Consider the following 21,207-nt stretch of genomic DNA (forward strand, 5'->3'; position numbering starts at 1 on the left):
ATTCAATCGATAGCGCAAACAGCGCGCCACACTGCGGAACGCTATGTCACCCTCAGATGCTCCCATAAACTGGAAACGTAACCTCACCGTTGCCTGGTTGGGTTGTTTTTTAACCGGTGCAGCATTTAGCCTGGTTATGCCCTTTTTGCCCCTCTATGTCGAGAGTCTCGGCGTCACGGGTCATAGCGCCCTGAATATGTGGTCAGGTCTGGTCTTCAGCATCACTTTTCTCTTTTCCGCCATCGCCTCTCCTTTCTGGGGTGGCCTTGCCGATCGCAAAGGGCGAAAAATCATGCTGCTGCGTTCCGCATTGGGTATGGCGATTGTGATGCTGCTGATGGGGCTGGCGCAAAATATCTGGCAGTTCCTGGTCCTGCGCGCCCTGTTGGGTCTGCTCGGCGGTTTCATTCCCAACGCCAATGCGCTGATCGCCACCCAGGTTCCGCGCAATAAAAGCGGCTGGGCGCTGGGAACGCTTTCCACCGGCGGCGTCAGCGGCGCACTGCTCGGACCGTTGGCAGGCGGGCTGCTCGCGGATCAGTACGGACTACGCCCGGTATTTTTCATCACCGCCAGCGTACTGCTGGTCTGTTTTATCCTGACGCTATTTTTTATTCGCGAACGTTTCCAACCGGTGAGCAAGAAAGAGATGCTGCACATTCGCGAAGTCGTGGCCTCGTTAAAAAATCCCAAACTGGTGCTGAGCCTGTTTGTCACAACGCTGATAATCCAGGTGGCAACCGGGTCCATCGCGCCAATTCTGACGCTGTACGTTCGAGAACTGGCTGGCAACGTCAGTAACATCGCCTTTATCAGCGGGATGATTGCTTCCGTACCAGGCGTGGCTGCGTTAATTAGCGCCCCGCGACTTGGCAAATTAGGTGACCGAATTGGCCCGGAGAAGATCCTGATTGTTGCTCTGGTCATCTCCGTGCTGCTGCTTATTCCAATGTCGTTTGTACAATCGCCCTGGCAACTTGCCGTTCTGCGCTTTTTATTGGGGGCCGCTGACGGGGCTCTGCTCCCGGCAGTACAAACGCTGCTGGTCTATAACTCAACCAATCAGATCGCCGGGCGTATTTTCAGTTATAACCAGTCATTTCGCGATATCGGTAACGTAACGGGGCCGTTAATGGGGGCGGCAATTTCCGCCAACTACGGTTTTCGCGCCGTCTTCTGCGTGACCGCGGGCGTCGTACTGTTTAACGCTTTCTACTCGTGGAATAGTCTGCGCCGTCGCCGGAGCACTGAGGCTACGGGATGATTTTTGTGCATTCATACTTGCAATATCGGAGAATCAACTATTATTTCCCTGAATACTTCATTAAATCAAAGGGAGACTCTGATGACCATGTATGCCACGCTGGAAGAAGCCATTGATGCCGCTCGTGAAGAATTTCTGGCTGATAACCCTGACCTTGAGCCCGACGAAGCCAGCGTTCAACAGCTAAGCGTACAAAAATACGTGCTACAGGATGGTGACATTATGTGGCAGGCGGAATTCTTTGCTGACGAGGATGAGGGCGAGGGTGAATGCCTGCCAATGCTGAGTGGTGAAGCGGCCCAAAGCGTTTTTGATGGCGACTATGATGAAATTGAAATCCGTCAGGAGTGGCAGGAAGAAAACACACTTCACGAATGGGATGAAGGTGAATTCCAGCTGGAACCTCCCCTGGATACCGAAGAGGGTCAGACCGCGGCCGATGAATGGGATGAGCGATAGCTACTCGTAAGGTCCGTGGTGAATGTCGAGCGGGAGCAGCAAGGTATCAAACACCAGCGAAAATGGCAGGTCGAGGATGGTGACGTAGCGCCACGCGGAGTCCCGGACATCCCATTGCACGCCAGGATAGTATTGGTTTCCGTGCCCTTGTCCTGGGATAGTTCGGCTAATAATACTGCCGCATCCGCTCAGCAAGCACACCATGATTGCCACTGCCAATATTCGCACCTGATACCTCACGGCTCTTTTATTTAGTATAAAAAAATACCGGCACCAGGCCGGTATTTTCACGTTACATAACGCTTACTTTTTCCTGAGCGCCAGCGGATTCAGGGTCAGTCCCTGGTAGTAATTCACCCACGAAGAATACTTATCAGGTGAATTCCAGACGCGATAGTGCAAACGCGCCATCGTCACCGGATCGCTCAACAGCACCAGACGGCGGTCACGGTTTAGTTTCTCCGGCGTTTCGTTCAGCGCCTGCTCCACATGGCGGTCACGGGCAATCTCAAGCACGTTACTCGCGCGGTGACGTGCAGTCGCCATTGCCGTTGCCAGTGCATTAAATGACGGGTTAAACACCGCATGCATAAAGCCGTCGTCCAGCGTACGATTGCGGTTCATCACCAGATAGGTATCCGTATCCACCAGCACCTGCGGCGGAGAATACTCTTCCGGGATCAGGAACAGCTTCCAGCGCTTGGTACGTAACCCAACCGTGGAACGGCTGGAAATCACGGAAACAAACGGCGACAGGATCAGCGAGAAGACAATCGGCGCCAGCCAGAACAGGAAACGCAGATCCAGCCAGGCCATACCTACCGCCCACACCAGCCCCAGCAGTAACTGAGAACCGTGACGCATAAATGCTTCACCCCACGGGGTGGAATCGTCATCACGCTGCGGTGAATTCCACACCACTTCCCAACCGAGGAAGGCGCTCACGACGAAGACGGTATGGAACAGCATACGTACCGGCGCCAGCAGCACGGAGAACAGAACCTCCAGCAGCAGCGACAGCGTAACGCGGATAAACCCGCCGTACTCTTTCGTCCCTTTACACCAGATGAGCAAAATACTCAGCAGCTTCGGCAGGAACAGCAGCACCATCGTAGAAGCAAACAGCGCGATCGCCAGTTCAGGACGCCACTGCGGCCATACCGGGAACAGCTGGCGCGGTTGCAGGAAGTACTGTGGTTCCGTCAACGTATGCACCACCTGCAATGCGGTCGATAACGCGAGGAACATAAACCACAGCGGCGCGGACAGATAGGACATAACGCCGGTCAGGAACACCGCACGGTGAACCGGGTGCATCCCCTTCACCAGGAACAGACGGAAGTTCATCAGGTTGCCATGACACCAGCGACGGTCACGCTTGAGTTCATCCAGCAGGTTCGGCGGTAGCTCTTCATAAGAGCCCGGCAGATCGTAAGCAATCCACACGCCCCAGCCGGCACGACGCATCAACGCCGCTTCGACGAAGTCATGGGAGAGAATCGAACCCGCAAACGAGCCTTCGCCCGGTAACGGCGCAAGCGCACAGTGTTCGATAAACGGCTTCACGCGAATAATCGCGTTATGGCCCCAGTAGTGCGATTCCCCCAATTGCCAGAAGTGAAGTCCAGCGGTAAACAACGGACCATAAACACGGGTCGCAAACTGCTGACAGCGTGCATACAGCGTATCCATACCGGAAGCCTTCGGTGAAGACTGGATAATCCCGGCATTTGGATTCGCTTCCATCAGGCGCACCAGCCCGCTCAGACAGTCACCGCTCATCACGGAGTCAGCGTCCAGCACCACCATGTAGCTGTACTGATTTCCCCAGCGACGGCAGAAGTCATCAATGTTACCGCTTTTACGCTTCACGCGACGACGACGACGACGGTAGAAAATCTGCCCTTCGCCTTGCACTTCGGCAATCAGCTCCATCCACGCTTTTTGTTCTGCTACGCAGATATCGGGGTTGTAGCTGTCGCTCAGGATGTAAACATCAAAATGCTCGGCGTTGCCCGTCGCTTTGACCGACTCCCACGTGGCGCGAAGTCCCGCGAATACGCGATCAACGTCCTCGTTACAGATCGGCATAATCAACGCGGTCCGGTGCTCGGGATTTAACGGTTCGTCCCCAACCGTTGAGGCGGAGATACTGTACTTATCTCGCCCAATCAACAGTTGCAGGAAGCCCATCAACGCGGTCCAGAATCCTGCTGAAACCCAACAGAAAAGCACGGCAAACAAAATGAGAATGCCGGTCTGGAGCATGTAGGGCAGCAGTTGCATAAAGGAGACCCATAAATCCTGCCCCATCATGTCAACAGGATTAATGAATGCCCACCCCTGATACGGAAGGATCGTCTTCATATACCAGGTTGCGACGACCGTTTGCGCCAGCGTTAAGATCAACAACGTATAGCGGCGGATGGTGCCAACCGTACGCCATTTTTGCTCGCTCTCCTGTTCTTCTTTCGTCAAACGCGAAAGATAACGCGGAGTCACATCGCGCCCGCGCAGGCGATCCCAAAAGCGGCCAACCGGGTTGGTACGCCAGGGATCGGGGAACATAGAGGTACGCGTTGCTTTTGGCATCGCCTGCAGCTGATCGCGCCCCTCATCGTCCTTAACCAACTGCTCTTTGGCCAGAGAATCAGGCCACGCCTGCTCCAGGCGAGCTTTCACCGAACCCTGCGGTGAATCATCTTCGCGCGAGTACGTACGATGCTCGGCATCCAGCGCCTGATGAACGGCGCGGATGTCAGTTTTCGGCAGTGCCGCTTTTTCGATATCCGAAAGCGGCATTGCGTCAATATACTCAGTTGTCTTATTCATTGGCAGGTAACTGGTAGCTCCAGGTTTCACTCAGCGTCTGATCGGCATTGACCAAGGCAGCACGCATTTCAGTGGTTTTCTTCACGTCTTTCACTTTCACGCGCAATACCAAACGCCAACCTTTAGTTACCGGGTTGTAGCGCACAGTACTTTCAACGATCTCGCCGTTGTCGCCAATACTGGTTTGTGCGGTAACCGGGGTATCCTGCGGCAGCTTTTTCATATCCGTGCCGGTAAAGTCCACCACAAACGCGATGGTGCCATCAGGCTGACGAATGAGGTTAGACTGTTTTACATCACCGGTAGAACGACGAGTCTGCTGGACCCAGGCGCTATCAGGGGCATGAAGCTTGTCTTCGTCACGCGTGAACGTCAGGGTGTACTTGAAGTTCATCTCTTTACCGGCTTCAGGCAGTTGATCCGGCGTCCAGTACGCAACGATGTTATCGTTCGTTTCATCGTTAGTTGGGATTTCAACTAACTCAATCTTACCTTTACCCCAATCACCTTTTGGCGTGATCCAGGCGCTTGGGCGCAGATCGTAACGATCGTCGATATCTTCAAAACGCGAGAACTGACGGCCACGCTGCAGCAGGCCGAAACCTTGCGGGTTTTCCATCGCAAAGCTGCTCACCGCCAGATGTTTCGGGTTATTCAGCGGACGCCAAATCCACTCGCCGTTGCCAGCGTGGATCGACAAACCGTTAGAGTCATGCAGTTCCGGACGATAGTTGGTCGCCGGAGAAGGCTGGTTTGGTCCGTACAGGAACATACTGGTTAACGGTGCCACGCCCAGCTTGCCCACTTTGTCGCGCAGATAAACTTTGGACTGAACATCGACTACCGTGTCACGACCCGGAATGATGACAAAGCGATACGCTCCGGTTGCGCGCGGAGAATCCAGCAAGGCATAAATGGTCAAACGTTTGTCAGTCGGTTTCGGACGCTCGATCCAAAACTCACGGAAGCGGGGAAATTCTTCGCCAGAAGGCAGAGCGGTATCAATCGCGAGACCGCGCGCAGACAGACCGTAAACCTGCCCTGCCCCCAGAACACGGAAATAGCTGGCACCGAGCATGCTGACGATTTCGTCGTTTTTATCTTTGCTGTTGATCGGATACAGCACTTTGAACCCGGCGAAACCGAGATCTTTTACCGTGTCTTTATCATGCTGAACATCGCCAAAATTAAAATAATCCGGGCTGTATTTGATTCTTTTCACCGCTGTAGCGGTAACTTCGTTGATTTTGACCGGCGTGTCGAAGTACATACCCTGGTGGTAGAACTCGAGCTTAAATGGGGTCTTGAGATTGCTCCAGTAGGCTTTATCGCGGTTAAACTGGATCTGCTGATAATCCGCATATTTCATGTCGCGGAAAACGGAGGGCAAGTTACTTTTTGGCGCCTCATAGCCTTTACCGGCTAAGGATTGAGCTTGTTTTGCAACATCATCGATGCTGAACGCCCAGCTCGATGATGTGTACAGCGTTAACATAACTGCTGCACCCAACCAACGCATTTTCATCATTTGTAGTTTATGTTTCATAATTAGTAAGCACTTCCCCCTTTGTGTGCTTATATTGATCCGATCCATTTTAATGGATAATCGGGTATTCCGACAACTGAATCCCTGTATTGTTCGCGCGCTGGCTCATGGTTTAATCAGGTTCAACTACCTGTTTTCACTTTGCGTGCTTATCCTGGAGACAGGTTGTTGGACTTCGTGTAGGGTTGCCCTCGAATGTAACCATTATTCGTCTTAGGGATAAGACGAAAAGTCTGAGAATACATAACTGTCTATGAGCTCTGTATCACCACCACGCGAATATTTTCTTGACTCCATCCGTGCCTGGCTAATGTTGTTAGGGATCCCATTCCATATTTCATTGATTTACTCGACCCACACCTGGCACGTGAACAGCGCGGAACCGTCGTGGTGGTTGACCCTGTTTAACGACTTTATCCATGCTTTTCGCATGCAAGTCTTCTTTGTCATTTCGGGTTATTTTTCCTACATGCTATTTTTGCGCTATCCGCTAAAACGCTGGTGGAAGGTGCGTGTAGAACGCGTGGGGATCCCAATGCTGACCGCGATTCCATTACTTACGCTGCCGCAATTTATCATGCTGCAATACGTAAAGGGAAAAGCAGACAGTTGGCATACTCTCAGCGGCTACGATAAATACAATGCGCTGGCCTGGGAGCTGATTTCCCATCTGTGGTTTTTACTGGTTCTGGTCGTATTAACGACCGTGAGCATGTGGGTGTTCACCCAGATGAAAAACAGACTGACGCGTAGTGACGCCGCCAGCGCCCCGGCGGTGTCGATGACTAAATTATCGCTGATCTTCATCTTGTTAGGTGTCGGTTACGCTGCCGTCAGAAGGACAATTTTCATCCTCTACCCTTCGATTCTCAGCGATGGCATGTTCAATTTTATCGTTATGCAAACGCTGTTCTATGCGCCGTTCTTTATCCTCGGCGCACTGGCGTTTATCAACCCGAATCTGAAAGCGCTGTTTACCACGCCGTCACGCGGTTGCACGCTAGGTGCTGCATTCGCATTTGTGGCATACCTGCTCAATCAGCGTTATGGCAATGGCGATGCCTGGATGTATGAAACCGAATATGTCATTACCATGGTCATGGGACTGTGGATGGTGAACGTCGTCTTTTCGTTGGGTCACCGTTTGCTTAATTTCCAGTCTGCCCGCGTGACCTATTTTGTCAACGCGTCGCTGTTTATCTATCTGGTACACCACCCGTTAACGCTGTTTTTTGGCGCTTACATCACACCGCATATCACGTCGAATCTGCTGGGTTTTCTCTGCGGTCTGCTGTTTGTGGTTGGGATTGCGGTAATACTGTACGAAATCCATTTACGCATACCGGTGCTGAAGTTTCTCTTTTCGGGTAAACCGCCCGTTAAGCAGGATAAAAACAAGGCCGTAGCCGGCTAGTTTTTCCCTCAATCATTGTGTGGTTCAAAGCAGCCATTCAATGGGTAACACGGACGCCAGCTTTACCAGAACCCGCTTCCAGAATCCTGTGGCGGGTTCTTTTTTCAGGACCTGTTCACTGCCAGAAAGTCGGTCGACCCAATTAATTCTTCCCCAACGGTCAAGGCGTAGCTGCCAGGCCATATCACGCTGGCTTTGCATAAACCGTTTATGAATCAATTCGGCCAGCACTTCACTCTCAATCACAAATCCCATTTCCGTATTGAGCAGCGTCGAACGAGGATCAAAATTAAGCGAGCCGATAAACACTTTGCGATCATCAATACTGAACGTTTTCGCATGCAGGCTGGACCCTGAATTCCCGGTTAATCCACGATCGTGAACGACCGAGACGCGATCGCGGGTCGGTTTAAGTTCGTATAATTCTACACCGTAGCGCAGCAGTTTTTTTCGCCAGCGCGCATAGCCCGCATGGACGATCGCCACATCATTCGCCGCCAGTGAATTGGTTAAAATGGCAATCTTGACGCCTTTTCTTACCAGTCTCAGAAGCTGCGCCACACCGGCACGCGTCGGCACAAAGTAGGCAGAAATAATATCAATACGTTCGGTCGGCGAGCCCATTACGTCAAACAAACGCTGCGGTAATAGCGAGTGGCGCGGCGCTTTCCCTTCTCCTTTTGCAGGATCATCGCTCAGCAAACGCGTTTTGGCCCAAATCAGCGGCAGCGATCTTTGATCGAGACTGGACATAAACTGGCTGGTTTCCAGCTTATGCAGATAGCGGCGGGTAATATCATCGTTATACCAGGATTCGGGTAGCTCAATACGCTGCGCAGAATCTGGCTCGGACATCTCAAGCACATTTTGTAACGTTGAAACCGAGCGGCAGTGCCAGTAACGCTCAAAATCATCCGCCACATCTTTGACAACCGGCCCGATAGCCATGACGTCCAGGTCGGAAAATAGCGGTTGCTCACCCGCGCCAAAATAGGCATCACCAATATTACGCCCACCAACGAGAGTCACCACGCCGTCAGCGGTATAACTTTTATTGTGCATGCGCCGATTAAGCCGGGCAAAATCGGTTAAATAGCCCAGCGCGCGCAGGATGCGAAAGGAAAACGGATTGAAGAGGCGAACTTCTATATTGGGGTGCTTATCCAGCAGACGCAGCGTGTCGTCCAAACCCGGCGTGTTGTTATCATCCAGCAGCAAACGCACCCGTACTCCTCGCTTCGCTGCGGCCAGCAGAACGGAAAATAACAATAGCCCGGACATGTCGTTTTCCCAGATGTAATACTGCACATCCAGGGTACGTTCCGCCATTTCCGTTAACCGATAGCGAGCAGCAAACGCATCCAGGCTGTCATCCAACGCAAGAATGCCGCATTCTCCCGGGTGGTCTTCGCAAAGGGGCGTGATGGCACGCTCAAGTCGCGTCATATCAGTCCGTGTGATCATCACCTTGTTGTGTTAGCAATCTCTTATAAAGTTGAGCGTTTTCGTCATCAAAGCACACGAAGTATATCTGATCAGGAAGTGCGCGGCGGGTAATAAATTTCAGCACCGTTTTCACCGCTATTTCTGCCGCTGCGGCGCGTGGATAGCCATAAGCCCCGGTGCTAATCGCCGGAAAAGCAATGGAGTGATAACCATTGGCCAGGGCCAGTTGCAGGGTGTTTAAGTAAGCTTCTTCGAGGCGTTCGGCCTCATGATGACCTCCCCCTTGCCAGACGGGTCCTACGGTATGAATGACCGCTTTTGCCGCAAGCGCCCCCGCCAGAGTGATCACCGCATGCCCTGTCGGGCATTCTCCTTGTTGCTGGATAACCTGTTTGCAGGCCTCCAGCAATGCTGGTCCGGCAGCGCGATGGATTGCGCCATCGACGCCACCGCCTCCCAGTAGCGATGAATTCGCCGCATTGACAATCACATCAACAGCGACAGTCGTAATATCGCCATGTAACACATGAACACGTGATTGCATAAGTTCCCCCTGACAAAACACCATTCGTTAAGTGTACAGCAGGGTTTTCCCTTAAATCTCTCTTTTTAACCGTAAGTGTGCATATCTACGCCACAGCGAGTCATTTATATTCAATATTAAGAATCGCCATGTTTTTCTGTTCATTGAGGTAGTGCATTTTGACTGTGGCAATTTCCTGCACATTCTGAGGGGCTGTCGTGAGCTGTTGCGGGTTGTAAAGACTATTCTGGTTGGTGCCGTTGCGGATACATGACAATTCAATTTGCTGCTGCTGTCTGTTAACGTCGCAAGGTGATTCAACTATCGCTCCGCGAAAATGAATAACCCCGCCGGTTGTGATTTGCTGCACAATTGCAGGGAGGGTTAAAAGAGAAAAAGCACATAAACTGGTACTTAAAATACGCTTTAATAATGTACACATAAGGGTTCCTCAATGATTAGCCATCTTTGAGGGATCGAAATGATCCTTCACCGCTACGATTAACGATCAAATACAAACGCTCACACGCTTCTATATTCATAGAACAGCAGCGCATTCCCAGCCACACCCTTAATGCAAATACAGCAAAAATTTATGGGTGACTGTTTGAGTCAGGCCATTGTTGCGACAGATGCAGAGACTGCCCATCTGAAACGGTAACGATAATTTTGACCGAGTCCTCAGATGAAATATTAAAGCTCAGTTTGGTTAATTCAATCGGTCGATTAGCAGGGACCGAAAGGCTTATTTTCTGCTGCGACTGGCTTTGTCCCCCCTGCCCTTGACGTATGGCAAGGACTTGTACCTCACATACGCACGGTTGGGTTAACGTCACCTGAGGAATAATGGTGTACATATCACCTTGCTGAGTTGTATTGAATGTTATTTGATTTGCCAGCGCGGCAATGAGTAATAGCGTATGCATCATATTCTCCCGAAAAAAAAAACAGGGCTCACGCCCTGTTTATTATCAGTCAGAAAACTGAATTAGTGTTGGTTAGCTGTAGCGTTGTTGCCAAAGCCAACTTGCTGAATCAGCACATTGGAGTCAGACGCGGTCTGATTAACCAACGCACCGTTACGGCCACCGAACTGGGTTACACTAATATCAGCATTTTTAGCATTCCACTGATCGATAGTGGCATTGTTCTGGAAGCCAGTCTGTTTCAGGCTAATGGTACTGTCATCAGCGCCTTGACCAACTACAGCCCCGTTACCACGCCCATGTTGTGTGATAGTGACATCTGATTTACGCGCATCACTTTGCAGAGCATTCGCAGCGTTGTTTGACCCATATTGGTAGATACTCAGTGAAGAGTCTGGGCCATAATTACTACCGCCACCATGATGATTGCCGCCCCATTGCGGAACAACACCAGCCAGAGCACTGCCAGAAACTACGATTGCTGCGAATGCTGCCACTTTTAAAAGTTTCATGGTAAACCCCCATCGGATTGATTTAATCGTCGTTAATGGATTAGCGTTGAGTTACGCGAATTGCCATATGCGACTGTCTCTGCACCACAACTGCTGTTTTTTGTGTACCGTACTGAGTAATATTGGCTTTATTACCAGAACCTTTCTGGATAATTACCGCCGTATTACCGTATGAACCTTGTTTAATACTCGCGTCATTGGAACTACCCGTTTGATCAATATATGCAAAGTTATATGATCCCGTCTGGTCTGTTTTCGCTCGGTTACCAGAACCTTCTTGCGAAATAACCGACAATAACTTCGAGCCCCCCTGTCGAGTATTTGCACTGTTCGCAGTGCCAACCTGACCAATAATGGCTGCCTGATTAAATGAAGACTTACTTAATTCATTTACCGCAAAGTTATATTCTGAGTTAGCTAAATCATAACTTGTAGCGGATGCAATCCCAGGCACACCCAGCATTGTAAACATCATAAATAACAACTTGTTTTTCATGTTGTCACCCTGGACCTGGTCGTACATAAGGTTAAATTATTTACCACTCAAATTATTGTTAACGTGACTTACATTTGTTAACGCCACGTTACGATGAAGAGTATGTCCGTTGAAACATTTTAAATAACTCACCCACCAGTTGTATTTTTATATCCAGATTCACCCCAAAGTACTAATTAACAGCAATTAACACCGTTATAGCTCTGGATTTTATTTCTTTTGTAACCCGATGAGTGAATTTCTATGCAGTAACAAAAAAACGCGTTTCCCGCGTTTTCTGGGCCTTGCAGACGGTAGTGGGATTGTCCTCGGTACAAGTCGTGACAAGTGTCATTTTTTTCTATCTAAAATTGTTCAACTTAAAGCGAAACAAAAAAATCAAAATTCATTAGAAATCTAAAACCATCTAATTATAATTTTATTTCTTAAAATTCAATAAGATATTATAATTTGTATGATTTTTTAAATCTATGCAATAACGCTAAAATGTACAACTTTACTATCAAATCTAAACTCCACAAAAACGCAAAAATCACATTTTAATATATAAATTTACATTATGTAACATGTTTAACACTTGCTTTAAGATTTGTAATAGCTAGATTGAAATCAGTTGAAGTCCATTTGTTTTAATATTTTCACCCCGTTGGGTCGAAGTTTTATTTCTACACAGCAGTGCAACATCTGTCAGTACTTCTGGTGCCTCTATTTTAGTAGAGGCAACTGTCAGGTGTGCGACTAAAAAAGTGGAGTTTCATCATGTTTAATGAAGTCCATAGTATTCATGGTCATACATTATTGTTGATCACTAAACCATCCCTGCAGGCAACTGCGTTATTACAGCATTTAAAGCAATCGCTGGCGTTAACCGGAAAACTACATAATATTCAACGTTCTCTGGATGATATATCCTCCAGCTGCATTGTTTTACTGGATATGATGGAGGCAGATAAAAAACTGATCCATTACTGGCAAGATAATTTGAGCAGAAAAAACAACAATATAAAAACTTTATTGTTGAATACCCCAGATGATTATCCTTACCGGGATATTGAAAACTGGCCGCATATCAATGGCGTATTTTACGCAACTGAAGATGAGCAGCGTGTAGTCAGCGGTTTGCAGGGTGTGTTGCGGGGCGAATGCTACTTTTCGCAAAAGCTCGCCAGCTACCTGATCACGCATTCCGGGAACTACCGCTATAACAGCACGGAGTCGGCATTACTTACGCACCGTGAAAAAGAGATCCTTAATAAACTGCGTATCGGCGCCTCAAATATTGAAATCGCGCGTTCACTATTTATTAGTGAAAATACGGTGAAAACACATCTTTATAATCTTTTCAAAAAGATAGCTGTCAAAAATCGTACGCAGGCGGTCTCGTGGGCCAATGATAACCTCAGGCGATAAAGCCATGAAACGCTATTTGACCTGGATTGTGGCAGCAAATTTGTTCCTTGCTGCCGGGAATCTACACGCGGCTGTAGAGGTGGAGGTTCCCGGACTGTTAACTGACCACACTGTCTCTTCCATTGGCCATGATTTTTACCGGGCCTTTAGTGACAAGTGGGAAAGTAAGTACACAGGAAACTTAACCATTAATGAAAGACCCAGTGCACGTTGGGGAAGTTGGATCACCATAACGGTCAATCAGGACGTTATCTTCCAGACTTTTTTATTCCCGACGAAAAGAGACTTCGACAAAATTGTGGTCTTTGCATTGGCAGAAACAGAGGAAGCATTAAATCGTCGGCAAATAGATCAAACACTATTAAGCACGAGCGATTTAGCGCGCGATGAATTCTAAAACATGATTTTGTCCGGAGGCTTTCATGCGTGTCAAACATGCAGTGGTTTTGCTCATGCTGATTTCACCATTAAGTTGGGCCGGAAATATGACGTTCCAGTTCCGCAACCCTAACTTTGGTGGTAACCCAAATAACGGCTCTTTTTTACTGAACAGCGCCCAGGCGCAAAACTCGTATAAAGATCCGAGTGCCGGCGACTACGGGATTGAAACCCCAACAGCGCTGGATAACTTTACCCAAGCGATCCAGTCACAAATACTCGGTGGCTTACTTACCAATATCAATACCGGTAAGCCGGGAAGGATGGTAACCAGCGATTTTATCGTTGATATCGCCAACCGGGATGGACAACTGCAACTGAATGTCACGGACAGGAAAACGGGGAGAACGTCGACTATTGAAGTGTCGGGTTTACAAAATCAGTCGACCGATTTCTAAATTATAGCCACGAAAGGAAAAAATCATGCAGCGCTTACTTATCATGGTGGCAGTAATTTTACTCAGCGGATGTTTAACAGCCCCGCCGCAAGAAGCCGCTAAGCCGACATTAATGCCCCGAGCCCAAAGCTATAAAGACTTGACGCACCTGCCCATGCCTACAGGTAAGATTTTTGTCTCGGTATACAATATTCAGGATGAGACTGGCCAGTTTAAACCTTATCCGGCAAGTAACTTCTCAACCGCCGTCCCGCAAAGCGCCACGGCGATGCTTGTCACCGCATTGAAGGATTCTCGTTGGTTCGTTCCGCTGGAACGTCAGGGATTGCAGAACTTGCTTAACGAACGAAAAATCATTCGTGCGGCTCAGGAAAACGGCACAGTTGCCATTAATAACCGGATCCCTCTGCAGTCTCTGACCGCGGCAAACATCATGGTAGAAGGGTCAATTATTGGTTATGAAAGCAACGTTAAATCGGGTGGCGTTGGTGCGCGCTATTTCGGTATTGGCGCCGATACGCAGTACCAGCTCGACCAGATAGCGGTCAACCTGCGTGTGGTTAACGTTAGTACCGGTGAAATCCTCTCATCGGTGAATACCAGCAAAACTATCTTGTCTTATGAAGTGCAGGCTGGGGTATTCCGCTTCATTGACTACCAGCGACTGTTGGAAGGTGAAATTGGCTACACCTCTAACGAACCGGTTATGCTTTGTCTGATGTCAGCAATTGAAACCGGCGTTATCTTCCTGATTAATGACGGGATTGATCGCGGATTGTGGGATTTGCAGGATAAGAAACAAGTTGATAATGACATCCTGGTTAAATACCGCCATTTGTCGGTACCTCCGGAATCCTGAGTGGTCGATACAGCATAAAAAGCGTGAGGAAAACCCTCACGCTTTTTTTATTTACTGGTCAGCGTCGACGATAGCCGATTCTCACGACGAGATGCCAGCCACAATCCGCTGTTTTTCATCGCATAGCCGAATACCAGCCCCAGCGCCAGAGATGGCACGACCAACTGCCAGTCACCCTGCCCTGCAAACGTTGCGCAGGCGCCAATAAAGGTGCCCGGCACAAATGAAAGCAGCCATTGCTTTGCCTGAATACACATGAGAAACGCGACAATTCCCGTCATGACATAACCAATAATGTCCATATGCGGGGCAAGCGCGCTACCGTTAATAATCACCAACGCCCACACCACACCGCTTAGCAGCGTACACGCCGAGATCCACAGCCCTTTCAGCCCACCCTGCGGACAGGCAAAATAGGCCGTGCAGCCCAGAAAGCCAGCCCAACTGAGTAAACCAAGAGATACGGCCACCCATCCCCAAATCCCAGAGAGAATGCCCGTTGTGATTGCAATTGAGAGAAGTATGTTCATGCCGCGTATCTTAGCAGAAAAACGGCATGGGAATGAGATCGTGCACACAATTCATGCAATGATGTAAATTGAGTTGCAGTTTAATGAGATCTAAATCACATTTACTCTTCAGTATCTTCCTGCAATTCGTCCCACATCGCGCCAATGGCATCACGCGTTAACGGTGCCATGGTACGCCAGAACTGTGTGTTTGCATGCGCTTCAACTTTGCCAAGGAACGTGCCGCACCAGGGCAACAGGTATTCCACAAACAAGGTTTCGAGTGCTTCACTTTCATCTTCCGCAGACTGGTCTTCAAGCCATGAAGCCGCCAGCAACAGCGTGCCAATATGATCTGCAGGCGTATCTGCCAGCGGCATTCCGCGGGCAGAAAGAAAAGCACGAACATCGGATTCTTTCGCCCCTTCTACCCAGGCGCTACGATAAGGCGGCACCGCACACTCGTCGCCGACAAACAGCGCGTTGTAATCCGCAGCCAACTGAGGCATATCGCAGCTTTTCTGCAGACGAGTGAGCAGTTCGTCCTGTTCCAGCGGCCAGTTGGCGGACAGTTTACCTTCACTAATCAGGGTAAACAGAGGAACCAGTAAAGGGTCCTGCGGTTGGCGGTAAAACAGCGAGCCCAGTACACGACACAGGATAGAAAACTCGTTCATTGATATATTCCAGTTAGTAACAATTACAGTTCAGCAAATTCCGCGATCGGCTCCATGCCTCGCGATTCCAGAAACGCCAGCAGGCGTTTAGGGGTGACGTTTAAAATTCTGTCTTCCGGGAAATTTACATCATCCAGAATTTTACGGCATTCACCAAATTCACCCAGTGTGAAAGCGGTATGTGAATCCGACCCTAACGCCACCCAGCCTCCGGCATCACGCACCGCCGCAGCGACCGCGCGACAATTGTCCTCACTCCCCTTACGCGAATGCAAAAACGAGGAGTTATTGATTTCCAGTGCGACCTGGTATTTTGCCGCCGCCTGCGCAATCGCTGTGATATCCACGGGATATTTGGGATTCCCCGGATGGCTGATGATGTGCACGTGACCGCTGGCCATCGTGGCTATCATTGCCTGGGTATTGGTGTCTTTATCGTGAGGTGCAAAAACTGGCTCATGGAAGCCCGCGATGATGAGATCCAGGGAGGTAAACATCGGACCTGAACAGTCGATTTCGCCTTCAATATTCTTAATATTCGCCTCGATACCGCGCAGGATCCCTACGCCATCGACGATACGAGGCCAAATGCGCATATTAATAAAGTGCCAGTGATGAGGCGCATCCGCCATGTCCGGTCCATGATCGGTTATGGCAAACAGCTTGATGCCTTTGCGATGGGCTTCGGCGATGTAATCACTTAAGGTGCTGTAGGCGTGGGTACTGGCGACGGTATGCATATGCAGGTCAACGGGATACATAACTCTCTCCTGTAGTCATTTTCCGTCAAGGATAGCAGGTATCGTCGCCATTTATTAGCTGAAACCCGGCACTTGCCGGGTTACCATCAATATCCCCGAACGCGATCGACCTGACCCGTTACGGATTTCCCACTTTCCAGGTCCAAAATCGTACGGGAGATGTAGTCCACCGCCTCTGCCGGGCGTGTTACCGCGGCGATATGCGGCGTCATTGCCACACGCGGATGTTTCCATAGCGGGCTGGTTTCCGGCAGCGGTTCACGGCTATAGACATCCAGCATGGCACCTTTCACTTTGCCGCTGTCCAGCGATGCCAGAAGATCGTCTTCATTGAGATGAACGCCGCGCGCCAGGTTGAGCACGTAAGCGCCATCCTGCAATTGGCTGAGTAAATCAGCGTTAATAATGCCTACGGTTTCTGCCGTATTAGGCAGGAGGTTGATCAGCACGCGAGTTTGACTCAAAAACGCGCCCAGTTCCTCGGTACCGGCGAAGCTTTCCACACCAGACCAGGATTTACGCGTACGACTCCAGCAGCGTAGCGGGAACCCCCATGCTTGCAGACTTTCTGCAACTTTTGCGCCTAAAACACCAGCGCCCATGATCCCGACGCTAAACTCATCGCGAGTATATTCTGGCAACGGTTGCCATTTCGCCTGGTTTTTTAATGCCTGGTAGTCATCAAAGCGACGGAACCAGTGCAATACCTGACTAACCGCATATTCCTGCATTTGCAGGCCCATCCCCGTATCTTCCAGACGGAAAAGCGGGATCGACGCATCCAACATTTCCGGATGAGCGTTTAGTTTACTGAGAATAGAATCGACGCCCGCACCCAGCGCAAATACGGCTTTTAATTTTCGTCCGGCGAGCATTTCAACCGGAGGATGCCAGACCAGCGCGTAGTCAGCATGCGCATTATCACCTGCCTTCCACTCACGGACCCGCGCGCCAGGTATGGCCTTTGTCAGCGCATTAAGCCACCAGGTTGTATCGAATGTTGGGTGATAGAAAATTATATCCATAACGTCTCCTGAACATTGTTATGCGGAACGTACTCGCACTTATAATCATCATTTTTCGAGGGAACATCAGAGTAGCAAATTTTAGGGTGCTGGCAAAAAAAACAATTCCCGCTTATTTAAGCTGCATATTGATTGAAGTTTGTGTAAATGCACGTTTTTTTCAAAAAGTTGATTGACGCCGGAGCGGTATTTCCCTAAATTAGCGCCCGTTCCGGTAGCACAGGAACAACAATATGGTGAGGTGTCCGAGTGGCTGAAGGAGCACGCCTGGAAAGTGTGTATACGGCAACGTATCGGGGGTTCGAATCCCCCCCTCACCGCCATATTCGAGAAAGAGCTCGTACGCAAGTACGGGCTTTTTTTTCGCATGTTGCACGCCTGCGGGGGGATGAGAAGCCCCGACCGGGGGTCGACAACTGGCGCAGCCAGTTGGACAGACTGAGAGCGCAGCGAACAGGCTGCCCGAAGGGCGAGCGAAGCGAGTCAATCCCCCCCTCACCGCCATATTCGAGAAAGAGCTCGTACGCAAGTACGGGCTTTTTTTTTCGCATGTGACCCGTCCTGAATAGCGTTAACCTGTAGGTCTGATAAGCATCGCGCTATCAAGCATCATCCCCCGCCCCGTTGCACATTATCCAAACCACTCTTATGCTGTAACAACCGCTTTCTCAAGCAATCAGGAAAATAACGGCATGTTAAACATAGAAGGAACTTTGCTTGATGAGCTCATGTCGCAGGCAGACGAAGCAGGATTTATTCCGTTGAAGGTTTTCTCGCGAAAAATCCTCAAACGTACACCGAATGAAATAAATACGTTTTTCGATCCTGACAGCCGATTCTACGAAGAGTATCAGCGAACGGTTATTTGCAACGTCAGGCATAACGTCACCATTAAAAAAACCTACACCAGCAATGGGATCTTACGAAAAGAAACTACGGTAGGTGGGATTTATAAGGATGACCTACTGACCTTTCTGGCACAAGCGCTAAAGAAAATAGACGAAAATAACCAGCTGTTTGACCAGGCCTGCGCCAACTACTGGTGCAGCAAAAGAAAGTAATCTGCTGATGTCAAATAACAAAGCCCGGTTTCCCGGGCCTTGAAGACGGAGTACTTATCAGTTGTAAGCATTGAGCGTCCGCTGACAGAGTGCCGAACGGACGCAATCGTCTTTATTGAAACGAACAATCCCAACCATATCATCTTCTTCGAAACGGGCCAGCGCATCGCTTAGCCCTGAGCGAACGTGGGCGGGTAGATCGCACTGGGTCACATCCCCGTTCACAATCACCGTCACATTCTCCCCGAGGCGAGTCAAAAACATCTTCATCTGTGCTGCAGTAACATTCTGAGCCTCGTCAAGAATGACCACTGCATTTTCAAATGTGCGTCCACGCATATAAGCGAATGGCGCGATTTCCACCTTACCAATCTCAGGCCGCAGGCAATATTGCATGAAGGAGGCGCCCAGACGTTTCACCAGCACGTCATACACTGGACGAAAATAAGGCGCAAACTTCTCGGAAACATCTCCAGGTAAGAAGCCGAGGTCTTCATCAGCTTGCAGAACTGGACGGGTTACAATGATCCTGTCCACGTCTTTGTGGATCAGGGCCTCTGCTGCTTTTGCCGCGCTGATCCAGGTTTTACCACACCCGGCTTCACCGGTAGCGAAGATCAGCTGTTTACTCTCAATAGCATTCAGGTACTGGGCCTGAGCTTCATTCCGCGCCGTGATTGGCGTGGCGTCGCGACTATCACGCGCCATACCAATCGCTTCTACGCCGCCCATCTGCACAAGCGAGGTGACCGATTCATCTTCACGTTGTTTATGACTACGCGAATCCCGCCTCAGCACACGTTTTGCTTCACGACGAGCTTTGATCACTGCTTTTTGTCTTCCCATGGATAGCACCTTGAGTTGTAGGTATACATCACACGCGCCGTTGGCGGCACGATTATGCGCACGAACATCTGAGGGTTGGCTTCCTTGTAAGCCATTGCTTGCTTTCGGATAAGACGCCACACACGGCTACGCGCACCGTACAAGGTGTCAGTTACGAAGATAAGAAGTGAAAGGGAGAGAGATTTAGCGGTGACGAGGTGGCTACCGGAAGAGAAACGTCCGCGTAACGTACTGCTGCTACTGTGAAAAATGTGTCCAATACAGGACTTTTCCATCGCGATCTCCATAGTGAACGACTATCACCGCCGGGAACTACCGCTGTTTCTTATAATTACATCATAATCTTTCGTTAATGCAACAATATTTTTACTTGTCGTTAACTTAAATTCTATCTAATCACCAGAGACAGTCTCTTGCAGAGAGATGACAGAATTATTTCAGTCTCGTACCGATCATAAAAAATAATTTGTTCATTCATACAGATGTCAGGAAAAGCCCCGCTGTACAACGGGGCGTAATCATCAGGCTTCGAGTAGAGACTGTCCCAGATATTGATCTGCGGTTTTGACACCCGGCAAAGCAAAGAAGTAGCCCCCACCAATTGGTTTGACATACTCTTCCAGCGCTTCACCGTTGAGGCGTTTCTGCACAGCCAAAAAGCCTTTTTCCAGATCGTGTTGATAGCAGACAAACAACAGTCCCATATCCAGTTGACCGGATGGGGTCACACCGAGCGAATAGCTGTAGCCACGGCGCATCATCAGGCTGGACTCGGTCTCTTTCGTGCGCGGATTCGCCAGGCGGATATGACTGTCGAGCGCAATCACCTCACCTTCGGGATCGCTGGCATAGTTAGGCACATCGTGCTCGTGCTGCATACCCAGCGGCGCGCCGGTGTGTTTATCTCGACCAAATATCGTTTGTTGCTCTTTCAGCGGCGTACGATCCCAGAACTCGACGCGAAACTGAATGAGCCTGACGGCCTGATAACTACCACCTTGCGCCCAGACAGGTTCGCCCTGCCCGTCCGTAACCCACACCACGTCTTGCATCAACTTCGCATCCGTCGCGTCCGGATTCGCGGTGCCGTCCTTAAAGCCAAGCAAGTTGACCGGGGTCTCTTTGCCTTTGCTGCGCGCGGCATGGTCGGAAATAAACCCTTCACGTTTCCAGCGCACGCTAAGGAGATCGGGCGTATGTTTAATGATATCGCGCAGCGCATGGATAACGGTGTCCTGCGTGTTGGCACAAATCTGCAGCAGCAAATCACCATGGCACAGCGCCGCATCCAGCGAATCATTCGGGAAGCGGGTCATTTTTTGCAGCTTTTGCGGCATCTGCGATTTCAGGCCATAACGTTCATCAAATAGCGAGGCGCCGACTGACAACGTCATCGTCAGGTTGTCTGGCGCAATGTATGCGCCGAGGATACCGGAATCCATAGGGGGTAAACGCGGGTTCGGCGTATCCGGCGCCGGCCCGCCCGTGGTCAGAAACGCAAATCGGGTGGTCAGCAAGCGGAACAAGCGTTCCAGATCAGCCTTATCGCTGGCGAGAACATCGAACGCCACCAGCATCATCGATGCCTGCTGTGGCGTCAGGATCCCTGCCTGATGCTGACCATAAAACGGCTGCGCTTCACTACGCGCATCAGGGGACAGCATTCCCGGCGCGCTTTGTGGTTTTTGCGCGTGGGCAACCGGACATCCACCCGCCAGCGCCAGCGCCCCACCCAGGGCGCCCATCCCTTTCAGTAAACGTCGGCGTGAAGGTTCGCTCACGCCGTTTTCATTATCTTGCTGCAT

The 21,207-nt window shown here is 50.1% G+C and carries 24 protein-coding genes and 1 tRNA gene; 9 read left to right on the plus strand and 16 right to left on the minus strand.

Features of this window, described 5'->3' with window-relative positions:
• The first annotated feature begins 43 nt into the window (after positions 1-43).
• Positions 44-1,264 carry a multidrug efflux MFS transporter MdtG gene (gene mdtG / locus HV314_RS15920; RefSeq protein WP_046274768.1) on the plus strand — a complete coding sequence of 407 codons (1,221 nt, stop codon included), beginning with the start codon at positions 44-46 and terminating at the stop codon, positions 1,262-1,264.
• 81 nt (positions 1,265-1,345) lie between these two features.
• Positions 1,346-1,723 (plus strand): MysB family protein, encoded by a 378-nt coding sequence (locus HV314_RS15925; RefSeq protein ID WP_016152610.1) that lies wholly within the window; start codon positions 1,346-1,348, stop codon positions 1,721-1,723.
• Here HV314_RS15925 and HV314_RS15930 read toward each other — a convergent pair whose 3' ends face one another.
• The 3 genes from HV314_RS15930 to mdoG form a co-directional block, all read right to left on the minus strand.
• Positions 1,724-1,927, minus strand: coding sequence for a YceK/YidQ family lipoprotein (locus tag HV314_RS15930; RefSeq protein ID WP_153647167.1), 204 nt, complete (start codon positions 1,925-1,927; stop codon positions 1,724-1,726). It lies immediately after the preceding gene.
• 99 nt (positions 1,928-2,026) lie between these two features.
• Positions 2,027-4,555: a glucans biosynthesis glucosyltransferase MdoH gene (gene mdoH, locus HV314_RS15935; RefSeq protein WP_181546110.1), complete on the minus strand. Its 2,529-nt coding sequence runs from the start codon at positions 4,553-4,555 to the stop codon at positions 2,027-2,029.
• Positions 4,548-6,083 (minus strand): glucans biosynthesis protein MdoG, encoded by a 1,536-nt coding sequence (mdoG, locus tag HV314_RS15940; RefSeq protein WP_085951042.1) that lies wholly within the window; start codon positions 6,081-6,083, stop codon positions 4,548-4,550. Before mdoG ends, mdoH begins: the two co-directional genes overlap by 8 nt.
• A 271-nt stretch (positions 6,084-6,354) precedes the next feature.
• Between mdoG and mdoC the strand changes: the two genes are divergently transcribed.
• Positions 6,355-7,515 carry a glucans biosynthesis protein MdoC gene (gene mdoC / locus HV314_RS15945; protein WP_016152606.1) on the plus strand — a complete coding sequence of 387 codons (1,161 nt, stop codon included), beginning with the start codon at positions 6,355-6,357 and terminating at the stop codon, positions 7,513-7,515.
• Positions 7,516-7,539: 24 nt separating this feature from the next.
• Here the strand turns inward: mdoC and HV314_RS15950 are convergent, their stop codons facing one another.
• The 6 genes from HV314_RS15950 to csgB form a co-directional block, all read right to left on the minus strand.
• The gene (locus HV314_RS15950; RefSeq protein ID WP_275370809.1) at positions 7,540-8,979 is read right to left on the minus strand and encodes a phospholipase D family protein; all 1,440 of its coding nucleotides are present in this window, start codon (positions 8,977-8,979) and stop codon (positions 7,540-7,542) included.
• The gene (ymdB, locus tag HV314_RS15955; RefSeq protein ID WP_016156177.1) at positions 8,963-9,505 is read right to left on the minus strand and encodes an O-acetyl-ADP-ribose deacetylase; all 543 of its coding nucleotides are present in this window, start codon (positions 9,503-9,505) and stop codon (positions 8,963-8,965) included. The genes HV314_RS15950 and ymdB overlap by 17 nt, the downstream gene beginning before the upstream one ends.
• 100 nt (positions 9,506-9,605) lie before the next feature.
• Positions 9,606-9,926: a type 1 fimbrial protein gene (locus tag HV314_RS15960; protein WP_181546112.1), complete on the minus strand. Its 321-nt coding sequence runs from the start codon at positions 9,924-9,926 to the stop codon at positions 9,606-9,608.
• A 151-nt stretch (positions 9,927-10,077) separates the two neighbouring features.
• Positions 10,078-10,410 carry a curli assembly chaperone CsgC gene (gene csgC, locus HV314_RS15965; RefSeq protein WP_046274771.1) on the minus strand — a complete coding sequence of 111 codons (333 nt, stop codon included), beginning with the start codon at positions 10,408-10,410 and terminating at the stop codon, positions 10,078-10,080.
• Between the two features lie 62 nt (positions 10,411-10,472).
• Entirely contained in the window at positions 10,473-10,922 is a 450-nt protein-coding gene (gene csgA, locus HV314_RS15970; protein WP_006685125.1) for a curli major subunit CsgA, read from the minus strand.
• Between the two features lie 40 nt (positions 10,923-10,962).
• Positions 10,963-11,418, minus strand: a complete 456-nt coding sequence (gene csgB, locus HV314_RS15975) for a curli minor subunit CsgB (protein WP_101699914.1) — start codon at positions 11,416-11,418, stop codon at positions 10,963-10,965.
• Between the two features lie 759 nt (positions 11,419-12,177).
• On the opposite strand from csgB, the gene csgD reads away from it, so the two are divergent.
• Genes csgD through csgG form a run of 4 tightly spaced genes read left to right on the plus strand, consistent with a single transcriptional unit; the run spans position 12,178 to position 14,523 of the window.
• Complete coding sequence (gene csgD, locus HV314_RS15980) at positions 12,178-12,828, plus strand: biofilm master transcriptional regulator CsgD (protein WP_003036091.1); 651 nt, start codon at positions 12,178-12,180, stop codon at positions 12,826-12,828.
• Between the two features lie 4 nt (positions 12,829-12,832).
• Positions 12,833-13,225 carry a curli production assembly/transport protein CsgE gene (gene csgE / locus HV314_RS15985; protein WP_016152600.1) on the plus strand — a complete coding sequence of 131 codons (393 nt, stop codon included), beginning with the start codon at positions 12,833-12,835 and terminating at the stop codon, positions 13,223-13,225.
• Between the two features lie 25 nt (positions 13,226-13,250).
• Positions 13,251-13,664, plus strand: a complete 414-nt coding sequence (gene csgF, locus HV314_RS15990) for a curli production assembly/transport protein CsgF (protein WP_016152599.1) — start codon at positions 13,251-13,253, stop codon at positions 13,662-13,664.
• 25 nt (positions 13,665-13,689) lie between these two features.
• Positions 13,690-14,523 (plus strand): curli production assembly/transport protein CsgG, encoded by an 834-nt coding sequence (gene csgG, locus HV314_RS15995; protein WP_016152598.1) that lies wholly within the window; start codon positions 13,690-13,692, stop codon positions 14,521-14,523.
• A 47-nt stretch (positions 14,524-14,570) separates the two neighbouring features.
• Here csgG and HV314_RS16000 read toward each other — a convergent pair whose 3' ends face one another.
• The 4 genes from HV314_RS16000 to ghrA all read right to left on the minus strand — a co-directional run bounded on the left by HV314_RS16000 (position 14,571) and on the right by ghrA (position 17,495).
• Positions 14,571-15,053: a DUF1097 domain-containing protein gene (locus HV314_RS16000; protein ID WP_016156175.1), complete on the minus strand. Its 483-nt coding sequence runs from the start codon at positions 15,051-15,053 to the stop codon at positions 14,571-14,573.
• 101 nt (positions 15,054-15,154) lie between these two features.
• Positions 15,155-15,709 (minus strand): TorD/DmsD family molecular chaperone, encoded by a 555-nt coding sequence (locus HV314_RS16005; protein WP_016152596.1) that lies wholly within the window; start codon positions 15,707-15,709, stop codon positions 15,155-15,157.
• Positions 15,710-15,732: 23 nt separating this feature from the next.
• Entirely contained in the window at positions 15,733-16,470 is a 738-nt protein-coding gene (locus tag HV314_RS16010; protein WP_016156173.1) for a phosphatase, read from the minus strand.
• Between the two features lie 86 nt (positions 16,471-16,556).
• Positions 16,557-17,495, minus strand: a complete 939-nt coding sequence (gene ghrA / locus HV314_RS16015) for a glyoxylate/hydroxypyruvate reductase GhrA (RefSeq protein ID WP_016152594.1) — start codon at positions 17,493-17,495, stop codon at positions 16,557-16,559.
• Between the two features lie 235 nt (positions 17,496-17,730).
• Between ghrA and HV314_RS16020 the strand changes: the two genes are divergently transcribed.
• Positions 17,731-17,818: transfer RNA gene (locus HV314_RS16020), tRNA-Ser, on the plus strand.
• Between the two features lie 369 nt (positions 17,819-18,187).
• On the plus strand, positions 18,188-18,556 hold the full coding sequence (locus HV314_RS16025; protein ID WP_181546114.1) for a hypothetical protein: 369 nt from the start codon (positions 18,188-18,190) through the stop codon (positions 18,554-18,556).
• 57 nt (positions 18,557-18,613) lie between these two features.
• Here HV314_RS16025 and phoH read toward each other — a convergent pair whose 3' ends face one another.
• The 3 genes from phoH to efeB all read right to left on the minus strand — a co-directional run bounded on the left by phoH (position 18,614) and on the right by efeB (position 21,207).
• A complete protein-coding gene (phoH, locus tag HV314_RS16030; protein WP_016152592.1) occupies positions 18,614-19,402 on the minus strand; it encodes a phosphate starvation-inducible protein PhoH in 789 nt (262 codons plus the stop codon).
• A complete protein-coding gene (locus HV314_RS16035) occupies positions 19,381-19,677 on the minus strand; it encodes a hypothetical protein (RefSeq protein ID WP_181546117.1) in 297 nt (98 codons plus the stop codon). Before HV314_RS16035 ends, phoH begins: the two co-directional genes overlap by 22 nt.
• A gap of 246 nt (positions 19,678-19,923) precedes the next feature.
• On the minus strand, positions 19,924-21,207 hold the full coding sequence (efeB, locus tag HV314_RS16040) for an iron uptake transporter deferrochelatase/peroxidase subunit (protein ID WP_181546119.1): 1,284 nt from the start codon (positions 21,205-21,207) through the stop codon (positions 19,924-19,926).

Origin of the sequence: Citrobacter sp. RHBSTW-00887, from assembly GCF_013728095.1 — a bacterium.
Taxonomy (GTDB): Bacteria; Pseudomonadota; Gammaproteobacteria; order Enterobacterales; family Enterobacteriaceae; genus Citrobacter; species Citrobacter braakii.